General features: G+C 46.8%; 11 protein-coding genes. 4 read left to right on the top strand and 7 right to left on the bottom strand.

Going from position 1 to position 13,165, the window contains the following annotated elements; all coding sequences use genetic code 11:
* Positions 1-341 precede the first annotated feature (341 nt).
* The 3 genes from T426_RS0103075 to T426_RS0103085 all read left to right on the top strand — a co-directional run bounded on the left by T426_RS0103075 (position 342) and on the right by T426_RS0103085 (position 3,464).
* A complete protein-coding gene (locus T426_RS0103075) occupies positions 342-830 on the top strand; it encodes a GNAT family N-acetyltransferase (protein ID WP_051539154.1) in 489 nt (162 codons plus the stop codon).
* A 106-nt stretch (positions 831-936) separates the two neighbouring features.
* A complete protein-coding gene (locus T426_RS22590; protein ID WP_025865690.1) occupies positions 937-1,770 on the top strand; it encodes a patatin-like phospholipase family protein in 834 nt (277 codons plus the stop codon).
* Positions 1,771-2,207: 437 nt separating this feature from the next.
* Positions 2,208-3,464, top strand: a complete 1,257-nt coding sequence (locus T426_RS0103085) for an aspartate kinase (protein WP_025865691.1) — start codon at positions 2,208-2,210, stop codon at positions 3,462-3,464.
* Between the two features lie 42 nt (positions 3,465-3,506).
* Here T426_RS0103085 and T426_RS0103090 read toward each other — a convergent pair whose 3' ends face one another.
* The 6 genes from T426_RS0103090 to T426_RS0103120 all read right to left on the bottom strand — a co-directional run bounded on the left by T426_RS0103090 (position 3,507) and on the right by T426_RS0103120 (position 10,706).
* The gene (locus tag T426_RS0103090; RefSeq protein ID WP_025865692.1) at positions 3,507-4,109 is read right to left on the bottom strand and encodes a hypothetical protein; all 603 of its coding nucleotides are present in this window, start codon (positions 4,107-4,109) and stop codon (positions 3,507-3,509) included.
* Positions 4,110-4,222: 113 nt separating this feature from the next.
* Entirely contained in the window at positions 4,223-4,786 is a 564-nt protein-coding gene (locus T426_RS0103095; RefSeq protein ID WP_025865694.1) for an outer membrane beta-barrel protein, read from the bottom strand.
* A gap of 1,012 nt (positions 4,787-5,798) precedes the next feature.
* Positions 5,799-7,007: an aminotransferase class I/II-fold pyridoxal phosphate-dependent enzyme gene (locus tag T426_RS0103105; RefSeq protein WP_025865695.1), complete on the bottom strand. Its 1,209-nt coding sequence runs from the start codon at positions 7,005-7,007 to the stop codon at positions 5,799-5,801.
* An 898-nt stretch (positions 7,008-7,905) separates the two neighbouring features.
* Positions 7,906-8,388 carry a hypothetical protein gene (locus T426_RS0103110; protein ID WP_148303830.1) on the bottom strand — a complete coding sequence of 161 codons (483 nt, stop codon included), beginning with the start codon at positions 8,386-8,388 and terminating at the stop codon, positions 7,906-7,908.
* A 1-nt stretch (position 8,389) separates the two neighbouring features.
* On the bottom strand, positions 8,390-9,754 hold the full coding sequence (locus T426_RS0103115) for a dihydroorotase (RefSeq protein WP_025865697.1): 1,365 nt from the start codon (positions 9,752-9,754) through the stop codon (positions 8,390-8,392).
* Between the two features lie 220 nt (positions 9,755-9,974).
* On the bottom strand, positions 9,975-10,706 hold the full coding sequence (locus T426_RS0103120) for a polyprenol monophosphomannose synthase (RefSeq protein WP_025865698.1): 732 nt from the start codon (positions 10,704-10,706) through the stop codon (positions 9,975-9,977).
* A 118-nt stretch (positions 10,707-10,824) separates the two neighbouring features.
* On the opposite strand from T426_RS0103120, the gene T426_RS0103125 reads away from it, so the two are divergent.
* Entirely contained in the window at positions 10,825-11,979 is a 1,155-nt protein-coding gene (locus T426_RS0103125) for an AraC family transcriptional regulator (RefSeq protein ID WP_025865699.1), read from the top strand.
* 976 nt (positions 11,980-12,955) lie between these two features.
* On the opposite strand, the gene T426_RS25970 is transcribed toward T426_RS0103125, so the two are convergent.
* Positions 12,956-13,165 (bottom strand): hypothetical protein (locus T426_RS25970; protein WP_027585266.1); only part of this gene is annotated, 210 nt, incomplete at its 5' end.

Here is a 13,165-nt window from a genome sequence, read left to right on the forward strand (position 1 = left end):
AATTAGAGTCTACCGTTTAATCGAAGCCCATCCGTGTGAATCCGTGGATAAAATCCGCGAGAATCCTTGCTCCCCATCTCCCTTTCTGGCCCATCACTCGGAATCCCCGCCGAAAACCGTTCCCGCCATCGCCGGCCCGGGCGACTTTGACAGGCCGCCCCACTTTTCCGCTCCTTGAAATTATTCACGCCAAATCAAATTCTTCAAACGTTGTGAAATTCCACCAGCGTAAGCCCTTCTCTATTTTAGAGAAGGGTTTGGGATGAGTAAATTTGTACTTTTCTGAATGTTGCCGAAATGCCCCGATTTTTCTATCTTCCATCTTTCCATAATCATTCATTATGCTGACTATCCGAATGGCTTCGGGGGCTGATGTGCCCACCATAACTCGCATCTATAATCATGCTGTGTTGCATTCGCTCACCACGTTCGATACCGTTCCCCTGTCAGAGGAAGAGCGGCGTATGTGGCTGGCGATGCACAACGAAGATTACCCGGTGCTGGTGGCCCAGGTGGACGAGGAAGTCGTCGGGTATGCGTCATTGTCGAAGTGGTCGGAAAAGCAGGCCTACGACCAAACGGTGCAGTTTTCTATCTATCTGGATGAGAATTTTCGCGGACAAGGAATCGGACTGAGGCTGAGCGAGAGCATTTTGAAATACGCAAAGGAGCAGGGAATTCATAGTGTAATTTCGCTCATATCGGAAGGCAATGAGGTAAGTTTTGCATTGCACCGGAAGTTGGGGTTTCATCTGATGGGCGTAATGAAGGAGGCTGGCCGGAAATTCGACCGGTACATCGATGTGCACTTTTATCAATTGCTTTTGTAAGGTTAATGAACGAAAAAAAACTTGATTTTTCAACGGTTCAAGTCGTTGCGGGAAACGAATTAACCAGCATATTTGCACAGCAAAGACCAGCAAAAATTAATGAACGATGACCAATAGAAAAGTTCGGTTCGGTGTAGCGCTCAGTGGCGGTGGTGCCCGTGGATTTGCGCATATCGGAGCATTGAAAGCGCTCGAAGAATACGGCCTGCAGCCCGACGTGGTGTCCGGGACGAGCATGGGTGCGTTGGTAGGTGTTTTGTATGCCGCCGGTTATGCTCTCGATGAAATTTCGGAGATGATCCGCCACGAAAAGTTCTATAAGCTGATTGACATCCGGCTACGGAAGGGAGGAATTCTGAACCTGAAGAAGGTGCAGGATTTGCTGACCGAGAAGATTGAAGAGAACGACTTTTCGGCACTGAAGAAGCCGTTTTATGTGTCAGTGGCCAACCTGAATACCGGTGCAAATGAGATCCGGCATAGCGGCCGCCTGTTCGAGTTTGTGATTGCGTCCAGCTCCATCCCGCTCGTCTTCGCGCCGCAAAAAATCGACGGGCAAACCTATGTGGACGGTGGGCTGTTCAATAACCTGCCGGCCGACGCCATTCGCGACAAGGTGGATGTGGTCATCGGCATTCATGCAAACCACAACTCGCCGGTGGAAGAGATAAGCGGCACCCGCGAAATTGCCGAGCGTTGTTTTCAGCTCAGCATCGCGCAGAATGTAGAGAAGAGCCGGAAGCTGTGTGATTATTTTATCGATCCGCCCGAGGCGCGCCGGTTCGGAACATTCGATTTTCAGCACATCGACCGGATTATAGAAGTGGGCTACCAGGAGGCTGTCCGGGTGCTGGAGGAGGAAATCGTGCCCGACGGCTGGCTTCCGGTGATGAAAGAGAAATGGTCGGGAAAGCAAAACGATTTGCCGGCAAAAAAATAGAGAGGGTGATATGATTATTTGTTTTTTACCCCAAACCCCTAAAGGGGCTTAAGGGTAGCGCAAGCGTGCAATTGCAGAGCGCTTATCTAATGAGGACGAAATTTTTGATATTTTGCTGAAGCCATCGTCGAAGTGCTTAAGGAGAGTGTCCGAAAAGTCTGACTGCAAAATTAAATCTTACAAATTGTAACCGGGCCTTCCGTTTTACCCCTCCTCCCGATGTCGATCGGGACTCCCTAAATGAGGCGGCTTAAAGTCCCCTTCAGGGGATTTAGGGGTGAGATTCTGATGGTTAATTTCAATTTGATAGTTTTAAAATGTTTGATATCCTTTTGGGACACCTTTTTTAGGGGTGAAGTGGCAAAAAGCATCATTGTATAGCGAAGTACCCTTAAGGTCCCGGGTATTCGGGGTCGGGGTGAATAAAACTTTCGAAAATGAAAATATTCAAATTTGGTGGCGCCTCGGTGAAAGATGCCGCGGCCATTCGTAACCTGGCAACTATTTTGCAAACCTACCGCGACGAAGAGCTGGTGGTGGTGATATCCGCCATCGGGAAGACGACGAACGCGCTGGAAGAGGTGGTGCGCACCTATTTCTCGGGTGACGAAGCGTTGTGGAAGCACATCGAAACCATCAAATCGGAGCACTTTGCCATTATCGATGAGCTGTTCCCGGACACGGAAAGCCCCGTGCGCAACGAGGTGAACGACGAATTCGAGCGGCTGGCAGGTAGTGTTTCGGTGCCGCCTTCGCTGAATTACGATTACGAATACGACCAGATTGTTTCGTTTGGTGAGTTGCTGTCGACCCGCATTGTGAGTGCGTACCTGAACGAGAACGGATTTCCCTGCCGCTGGATGGATGCGCGTGGTTGTATCCGGACGGACGACACCTGGCGGAAAGCGGTTATCGATTACGAACTGTCGGAAGGACAGACCAAAGAGGTTGTCACTTTCCAACAGGAGAAATGTTACGTCACGCAGGGTTTCATCGGGTCGACGACCTCGAACCTGACCACCACGCTTGGGCGCGAAGGTTCCGACTTTACCGCGGCTATCTTCGGCCATCTGCTCGATGCCGAAAGTGTGACCATCTGGAAAGATGTGCCGGGTATCCTGAATGCCGACCCGCAGTATTTCGATGCCACGCTGAAGCTGGACCGCCTAACCTACCGGGAAGCGGTAGAGTTGACCTATTTCGGCGCGAAGGTGATTCACCCGAAAACCATGAAGCCGCTGTTCGAGAAGAATATTCCGCTGTATGTCCGTTCATTTTTGGATGCCGGCGAAATCGGGACGGTGATTGGCGGCGAAACGGACTCCGACGAGCAGACCCCCATTTTTGTGTTGAAACGGAACCAGGTGCTGCTCACCATTTCGCCGAAGGACTTTTCGTTTATGGGCGAAGCCTCCATCGGGCACATCTACTCACTGCTGGCCGGCTACCGGATGGAAGTGAACATGGTGCAGCAGTCGGCGCTGAGTTTGTCGGTGGCAGTGACCAAACCCGACCACGATTTTGAAACCCTGGTGGAAGAGCTGGAGGAAGATTTTGATGTGCGCTACAACAACGGCCTCGAACTGCTTACCATCCGCAACTACACCGATGAAGAAATCGAGCGGCACGCCTCCGGCCGCAGCATCTTTGTGGAGCAACGCAGTAGAAGGACCGCGAGGTTTTTGGTGAAATAAGGTGTATGATTCCTGGGGATTTGGAATCCTTTGTGCAAGGTGTTAGGGAGCGTTTTTATCTATTTTAATTTTGAATTCAGTTTTTGGGGTTCCAACCATCCAATACAATGTTACCAAGAGTGAATCAGTCTTATAACCGATATCAGTTACTTTGATAGTATTGTTTTCAATGTTAATTGGTAAAGGGGAAGATATTGCTTTAAATGAGTTTGCCGGTATATTGTATATTTTGATTGTCGTATCAAAGTTATTCAGAGAGTACGTCGATAGAAAAGCATTTTCAGCACAGAAGTCTATAAATTCGTTATTGAATGGTATTGTCCTGAATGTCGAATCATTTTTATCCTGGTAGTAAATGGTCACACTTTTGTCCTTTGGTCTTTTTTCTTCATGATATATCATATCATGGCTCACATTTTCTCTATCCGTCAGTACAATTTTTCTGATATCTCCGCTCTTCCATATTGTGGCAAGAGATTTTAACCAATAGTCTTTCTGATGAAAGGTCTGAACAACAGCTCCATCAAATTTACCGTTTGATAAAGATGCTTTAATTGTCGAGCCTTTAAACTCCTTGGTTATTTCCTTGGAGTTCTTTGAGCAGGAGCTGAGTAGTATCGCAATGACAATTGCTGTAAATCTCATTATTTGTTTCTTTTTAGGGTGTGTTAGGTGGTGCAACTTGCGTAGTGTTTTAAAGTATCTTTGTGGAGCAACGCAGCAGACGGACTGCGAGGTTTTTGTTGAAATGATTTATATTAGTTTCTCAGGGGTATGGATATTCCAATCGCGAATGCTCCAACAAACTGTTCAACTGTCGGCTGAAAGTAATAGCTAAAACTTAAATCAACATCCTTATTACGCCCCAACTCCAATCCGAAAGAGAAAGGAATATGGTAAGCAAATCCGCTTTGGTTGATATTCGTATAAGCCGTAAACGTTTCAAATTTTCCTATCGATCCACCTATCCCAATCTCGGCATATGGTGCCACCCAGGGAATCGGTGCTATAACTCTTGCTTTTCCTCCAATCAGGAAGGCATTCGATTCAGCTTTTTCATTCGTAGGTTTATCATTGAGATCTTTTCCATTCGAACGTGTCAAAATTAAACCTGCGTATGGTCTCAGTTGAAACCATGAAGTGGCGGTCAAGACATATTCTCCTTGTAAAAAAAATCCATCACTGGCAATATCCGCAACGCTATAATATGGTGAACTGATCCCATATCCAATTTGAGCATCAATTGATTTATCCTTTATGAATTGTGCTTCTGCTAGGTTAGAAGTCAAAATAACTATTAGTAGTATTAAGGTCTTTTTCATAATGTGTTACAATGTATGTGTAACCCAATCAGGTTATGTTATTTTTATGATATAGATTGTTAATATTTCTCAATTAGAGGGCATACCCCAACCTTTAAGGACCGTTGTGAATATATTACATCTTACTGGTTTTAGAGGTCCGCTAATTTAGCTCTTTGCCTACTTTTTTTCGAAGATAATTTTCAACATCCAATAGTTTATATTGAATCTAACAAAGTAAGGAACTGGGAACCTGGGATAAATAAAAATCATTTCCTATCCTGGCTTATCCAAGCCTGCTCCAAAACATAAGAAACTTTTTGTCGTAAGAAATGTCGGTCTCCGACTACTCAAAACCATTGTCAAATAGGCATCTTCAAAAGACACTTATTGTTAAATCAAGCATGGTAGCTCCGACGAAGGAAGAACGAAGGAACGACGAAGCTACAGCCTGCCGTCAAAATACAACATTACGTAAAATAGCAGCAGCGTAATGTTAAAAATCTATCGGTGGTTTTTCATCCCGGATGGGATGATAGGTTGTTAGAAAAAGGATGAGGAAACCGATGTACGACCCCGGCCGGGGTCGAAGGGTTGTGGGAGAATGAATGGTTGCTAACAATATGGGACTCCTCCGGAGTCTTTCCGGCTTCTGAATGATTAGGCTAAAGCCAAAGAAAAATTTAATGCTCCCAATACCCCCGACTAAAGTCAGGGGCAATTCAAGTTTTCTGAAAGGAGAAGTATTCTGATGGACTAAACTAATTGCCCATGGCTTGAGCCATGGGGTAAAGAAGGACTTTACTTGATTGGGCTTTAGCCTAATCTGTCGAGCCTGAAAGGCTCCAAATCCATAGCTTGGGGCAACGCCCCAAGACAAAGGTGTATGATATAAACAACCAGCCTGTAGGGCTGGTACGGTCTGTGTGATTCCAAACCTGACAGGTTCTCGAAAACCTGTCAGGTTTTTTTGTACCTGTTGCAACAACCACCGTCAGGGTTTTTAACCACTGACGGGGTCGCTGAACGAATGCTATACGAACTTCAAATCCTTCAAACACGAATGAATTAAATCGAACGTACTTTCGATATCATGGTCCAGGCCAACCGAGAACCGCACCAGGCCGGGCGACATGCCCATGGCCAGCTGCACATCTTCGGGCACCTCGCTGCTGGTTGATTTTCCGGAATTACTAAACAGGGTTTTGAAATAACCGAGGCTGACGGCATGGTAACCGACGCCTCTTTGCTGCATCAACTCCATGAGACTGGCTGCCCGTTCGGCCGTTTCCATATCGATGGCAATCATACCGCCATAACCAAATTCTTCGTTCCGGATGCTGTTCATCAGCTCATGGTCGGGATGCTCCGGCAGGCCCGGGTAGCTGAATTTCAAACCAATTTCCCGGAAACGTTTGGCCAGGTACAACGCGTTTTTGCTGTGCTGCATCATCCGCACGTGTAGCGTATGCAGGTTCTTCAGGATACTGGAGGAACGCATCGGGTCCAGAACCGGACCTAACAGCATGGCGGTTCCGTCGTTTACATCGCTAATGGCCGCAATAAATTCGTTGCTGGCACAGATAGCTCCGGCAACGCCATCGTTTTTCCCGTTGATAAACTTGGTCATCGAATAGACGACAATGTCAGCTCCTAAATTGTAAGGAGAGAGAATCATCGGCGTAAACGTATTATCGACCACCAGTTGGATATCATGCTGTTTGGCTATCTTGCTCAGTTTTGGGATGTCGGAAACCTGTAGCATCGGATTGGTGACACTTTCGGTGTAAATCAATTTCGTGTTGGGGCGAACGGCCGCTTCCACCGATTCCAAATCGGAAATGTTCACGAACGTAACGTCGATGTTGAATTTGGGCAGGTAATTCTTCAGGAAAGCATAGGTTCCTCCGTACGTGGTGACACTGGTAATGATGTGGTCGCCGGCATTGCACAACTGCAGCAAAACCGTGGTAATGGCGCTCATTCCCGAACCGGTCACCCAGGCGCCTTCAGTACCTTCCATGGCTGCTATAGCATCGGATAGTGCTTTGTTACTGGGGTTCCAGTGACGCGAATACAAAAAGCAACCTTCGGTTTCACCATGAAAAGTATCTAACATGGTTTTGGCATCCATAAAAGTAAACGTACTGCTGTCGGTAATGGAAGGATTGACACCTCCGAACTCACCAAAATTCTCCAGCCGCTGAATCCGGGTTGCCGGATCAAATTTCTTATTTCCCATTCAGTTTGAATTTAATGGAAGGAGCTGTCTCAAGAGTACAAAGAGCATTTTCAGAACTATCAAATTGTAAATACAGCCTAAGTTATTTACCCCTAAATCCCCTGAAGGGGACTTTAAGCCGCCCCTTTAGGGAGTCCCGATGGATATCGGGAGGAGGGGTAAATCCAAAGTTGCTTTCAGTTTGAATGTTAGCACTTTTTCATTTCAAATTCTTAAGACAGCCTCTTCGTCCTGTTCGTTTATTGCTTTCGTTTTATTGGTGCCCTTTTTAACAAGACTGATATGGGTTTAGTTTCGCTGAAACCTGCGTATTCCGGTAGTTATATAACATACTGTCTCAGACATTTTGGGGGTATTAACGGGAGGCCTGTTTCATCCGGGAAGGATGATATATGGTTAGGAGAGGGTACAGCAAATTGATATACGACCCTGGTCGTGATGAATATTTGTCCCTCCGGGAAGCCGGCTGAGATATAGGCAGTTTTAGGAGCCTGAAAGGCTCTAATTCCGTAGCATAGGGCAACGCCGGGGAGTGTTCGAAACGACGTTTTCTACTCATCCCAACCCTTCTCTAATCATAGAGAAGGAATCAAGCCGCTGCGAATTTGCAAGGCATCATTTCCAAAAACAACCTGAGATCCTACCGGGAAGAATGGAAATACAAACGTCGATGTCATCACCGGCCCCCGCCCATCTTTACTTGTAGAGAGGGGCAATTCGGACGCAGTCCGGATGGGGTGAGTAGATGAAAATCCGGACAATGAGTGCTGCTGACAGCATCGCCAAACCTGACAGTGTGTTAACGATAGAAACAAAAGGAACAACAGAAACCTCTTTTTGTCAAACAAAAAATCCCAGCAATTGCCGGGATTCTTTATTCTATTTGAATTATTTAAGTTCAATTAAACTCGATCCGGAAAACGGGTTTATGACCACGGAGGGTACTGTCGTTATTCCAGACTTCATAACCGAGCGTCATGGCAGTCACTTTCTTTCGCAGCCGGGCATTTTTCTCATCCCAGTACCATTTTTCATCGAACTGGATTTTCCCGATTCTATCGCGCGAAAACTCACCGGAGGCTTCCATCGCCTTCACTTCGTTTACGGTGAATTTCTTCCGGGTGAAGTAGTCCAAGGCAGTTAGTTTGCCGGCATAAACCGCATCGAAGATATCGTCGATGAGTTTTTTGCGCTCGAACTTGCTCAGGCATTCTGTTGTCCATGTGTCGTCGGCATTGGGATTCAGAATGATGGTATCATACGTAATCTTGCCCATCGACGTTCCCCGGGGGGCTGGGGTTGCTGCCGGCTCCTTCTTTTCCTGACTACATCCCGAAAAGATTAGCACCAGGGTAGCAATGATTAGAATGTTCCGTCTCACTTTACTTTCGGTCAAAAGTTAAACGCTCGCCGCGGAACTCTTCGTTGAATTTTCCTTTTCCGTCGGCTGTGGGATTTTCGTACACCAGGTTTCCATTCACGAATGTGTGGGTTACCTGGTAGTAGAATGATTCGCCTTCGAAAGGTGACCACTGGCATTTGTAGTGGAGATTGTCTTTCGAAACGGTCCAGCGCGAGGGTTCAACCAACACCAGGTCGGCTTTGTATCCTTTCCGGATGTAACCGCGTTTTTTCACGCCAAACAGTTCGGCCGGGGCATGGCACATCTTCTCGACTACTTTTTCGATGCTGATTTTACCTCTCCGGTGCAGTTCCAGCATGGCAACCAGCGCGTGTTGCACCAGCGGTCCGCCGGAAGGCGCTTTCAGGTACTTGTTATTTTTTTCCTCTTCGGTATGCGGTGCATGGTCGGTGGCAATCACATCAATCCGCCCTTCTTCCAGTGCTTTGAGAAGCGCTTCCCGATCGTTGGCTGTTTTCACCGCCGGGTTCCATTTAATGCGAGTACCGTATTTTTCGTAATCCGCGTCGCTGAACCAAAGATGGTGAACACACGCTTCCGCGGTAATCTTTTTGTCCTTTAAGGGTTTGATGTCGAACAATGCCATCTCTTTGGCGGTGGAAAGATGCAATACGTGTAAACGGGCGCCGTTCTTTTTGGCCAGTTCAACCGCTTTGGCGGTACTCAGGAAGCAGGCTTCCGCACTCCGGATCTTCGGATGTTCGCTAATCGGAATGTCTTCGCCGTATTTTTCTTTGGCGGCTGCCAGATTCGCCTGGATGGTTGGTTCATCTTCGCAGTGGGTGGCAATTAGCATCTTCGATTTGCTGAAGAGCTCAGCCAGGGTCTCGGGATTATCAACCAACATGTTGCCGGTTGAGGAGCCCATGAATACCTTCACACCGCAAACCGTTTCCGGATCGGTTTTTAATACTTCGTCGAGGTTGTCGTTGGTCGCTCCCATGTAAAAGGAGTAGTTGGCCATCGAAACTTCGGCCGCCCGGGCATATTTTTGCTCGAGTAATTCCTGCGTGGTTGCCTGGGGAACGGTGTTGGGCATTTCCATAAAGGAAGTAATGCCGCCGGCAACGGCTGCTCTCGATTCTGTTGCGATTTCGGCTTTGTGGGTTAGTCCGGGTTCCCGGAAATGTACCTGGTCATCGATAGCGCCTGGCAGGAGGAGTTTTCCGGAAGCATCAATTACTTCGGCTTTGGCCAAAACGTTTTCCGGTACTTCTTTGCGAAAAATTTTTTCAATGTTTCCGTTTCGGATCAGGATGCTTGTCCCTTTCATGATTTTACCTTCATTCACCACCTTGGCATCCCTGATGACAATGTCCTTCATTTTTAAGTTTGATTGATTTTGTTTTTAACTATATAGCTGGTGGATTGTATCCACTGGTTTACGATTGAAAATAAGCATTTTTCAATGGATTTGAAAATGATGCGATGTTTCATACTCAACGCCAATCTATCCATTTGGTTTTGGTAAAATCGTTATTACCGGTTACGGCATAAAAAAAGAGCAACTTCGAAGCTGCTCTTATATTGTTTTGTCAGCTTCATCACCGTTTGTAGGTTCTGAACCAACCTCTGATTGTCATTTTCATCACCCCGAAAAAAGCTTCTCCAAATATTCCGCCGCTCATTTTCGACGAGCCTTCCTGCCTTTCGGTGAAGATAATCGGGACTTCCACAATGTTGAATCCAAATTTCCAGGCGGTGAATTTCATCTCAATCTGAAATCCGTAGCCTTTCATCCTGACTTTATCGAGATTGATGGCTTCCAGCACTTCCCGGCGGTAACATTTATAGCCGGCAGTCGTGTCCATCACGGGCATCCGGGTAACCGTACGAACGTATACCGAGGCAAAATACGACATCAGCACGCGTCCCAGCGGCCAGTTAATTACGTTGATTCCGGTGATGTAGCGCGAACCGATGGCAACATCCGCCCCTTTTTCCGCACAAGCGTCGTACAGACGGATCAAATCTTTCGGGTCGTGCGAAAAATCGGCATCCATTTCGAAAATGTAGTTGTAGCCGTGTTCCATCGCCCAGCGAAATCCGGTAATGTAAGCCGTACCCAGCCCAAGCTTTCCTTCGCGTTGAAGCAGGTGTAAACGACCATCATATTCAGGCATCAAACGTTTAATAATGTCGGCAGTTCCATCGGGCGAATTGTCATCAATAATTAACAATTGGAATGGATGCTCGAGGCCAAATACCGTGCGAATCATCCGCTCGATATTCTCCTTCTCGTTGTATGTGGGAATAATAACTACGCTGTCTGGCACAATTGAAATTTTTTCTATGTGGTAAATATAAGATTATTCTTTGTGGTTTAAAGAGTGGTATTGAACTGTGGTTAACGTTTTTTAGTATTTTTATCGAAACGATTAACCTGACAACCTATTGGAAATTTTTCGCGACCTCGGATTATTAAGCCCGGTTTATGTACCGTTAATATTATCGGTAGTCCTTTTCTTCTCAGCCGGAAAAGACGATCATAGCAAAGTGTGGCTGGGCTGGGGGATGCTCAATGCCGCCTTCCTGTTTCTGGCCAATTATTTTTATTTCCAGAAGCACTACGAAATTTATACCTACCTGCATAGTTTGCATATTTCTTCGGTGCTCGCAGCTTACCCGTTCATTTATACGTACATCTTAAAACTGACTTCGCCTCCCGGGAAGAAGGTGAGAGCCTGGATTCATTTCCTGCCCTCCATCATTTTCTTTTTCCTTAGCGCCCCGGTTTTCTACTTCATGCTCAATGTGCAGGAGCGGGTGCAGTTTATGTCGGAGTACCGGTTTGCCCCCGATTTTTCCAATCCGTTGATGAATTATCTGCTGGTCGTCCGGTTTCTGAACATCGTTTGCCTCTTCGTGCAAATTTTCCTCTATTTCATTTTGTCGTTCCGGCTATTGAGGAAACACCGGTACGAAGCTGTTAACTGGTTTGCCGACTATGGAAAAATTGGCCTCAAGTGGATGTGGCTTTTCAACAGTCTCTTTTTCGGCATGGCCATTCTGAGTATTTTCTTCTACTCGGTCAACCCGGTCAAGCTGTTTGGCGACGATCGCTACCTGGTTATTCCTTTGTTTTTACTCGGATTACTCATTTGGGTACTGGGTGTCCTGGGCTTTCGTCAAAAGCCACTCTTCGACGAACGCGACCGGCTGGCCGTTAGGCTGGAGGGGCGTATCGAACCGGAGTCGGCCATTATCAGCCGCATCAGAACAATCTTTCAGGAACAGAAGCCCTGGTTGAACAATGATTTCAAACTGGCTGATCTCTGCCTCGAGTTAGGAAGCAATCGCACCTATGTGTCGCAGGCGATTAACCGTAGCTATGGTGTGAACTTCAGTACTTTCGTCAATCAATACCGGGTCGACGAAGCCAAACGATTGCTTTCACTGCAACCCATTTTACTCCTAGAAGATGTAGCCATTCGTTCCGGTTTTGGTTCCACGGTATCCATGTCCCGTGCATTCAAACAGCTCGAAAATGTTACGCCCGGCATGCTGCGCGATCGGTTGAGGTTTATTCCCGAACCAGGCCAGATGTAGTTTAGGGCGGCTTCACGGTCTGCGGCCTTTAGCGTACTTGCGGGGCCGTGGTCGCACTGGTCGTTCCGGGGGCTTCTTTCAGTCGCCCCGGCCCTCCCGTCCGTCCAACCGGCCCCGCTTCGTCCGGCTGCCGGCCTCCGCCCTGCCGCGAAATTCGGTTACAGGTTTCAAAATTTCAAGTTACAGGTTCAGCTTGGCTGTTTCTGTTGTTCCTATTGTTGGAATTGTTTCTGTCGTTCTGTGTCAATGGTAAACTTTTCAAAAACGCTTCGTCCCTCAATTCGCCGTCAGGCGAAAAGCGGGTTGGCCGGTCAAAGTAGTCCGGGCAGGAGCGAGCGGGAATGGTTTTGTGCGGGAATTCAGGGAAGTGGGCTGGAATGGCAAAACCATGACGCGGGTGGAAGGATCACTTTGACTTGTCTTTTTCGTCCTTTTGTGTCAAGACAAAAGGACAGTGAATTCCGGAGGAGAAGTGGCAGAGAAAACCACGAGAAAAGCAGAGGTTAAGTACAGATAGAGTAGGGATAGTGTACTAAGCAGTCTTCATTTGCGTACCGGTTGAAGTGGGGTGTCCCGTATTTCTCATCCCGTCGTTTCCGGAAGCCGTTTTTCCCACCTCCGCCGGTCGGCCAACATCTTTTAAGTATTTTTTTGAAATAAAACGGTCCAGTCGGTCAGGCAGTTGAATATTGAAGTAAAAAAAGAATGAAAAAACATTTGGAGTAAGCCGAAAAAATACGCTTTCTTTGCATCCGCTTTCCGAAAGGGGAGCAGCGTTCAGAGGGAGGTTGAAAGGGAGTAATAAGAGCCGGAGTTGTTCGGTTTTTGCCCGTGAAAATCACACCGAAAAAAATCTTGAAAAGTATTTGGAAAGTCGGGATAAAAGGGTTTATCTTTGCCGCCACGTTTTTAGCGAAAAGCGTGAGTTGATTTCCGGTACTGGAGCCAAATAAAAAAGGCGAAAAAAGATTTGGAATTAACGCAAAAGATTATCTATCTTTGCAACGCTTTTTTCGGCCCGTCCGACGGCAACTGAGGGTTGGGCAGTAAGGAGCGGGATTAAGAGAAGAGATACAAGTTCATTGAAAATATTGAAAAGGAAAGAAGATAAGCACCAGAAGTTCAATTTTCTTTTAGAGGAAAACCAATCGTGCCAGGCAAATAGACATTTAAACTTTTTGATTAC

Origin of the sequence: Prolixibacter bellariivorans ATCC BAA-1284 (assembly GCF_000621705.1) — a bacterium.
GTDB classification, from domain to species: domain Bacteria; phylum Bacteroidota; class Bacteroidia; order Bacteroidales; family Prolixibacteraceae; genus Prolixibacter; species Prolixibacter bellariivorans.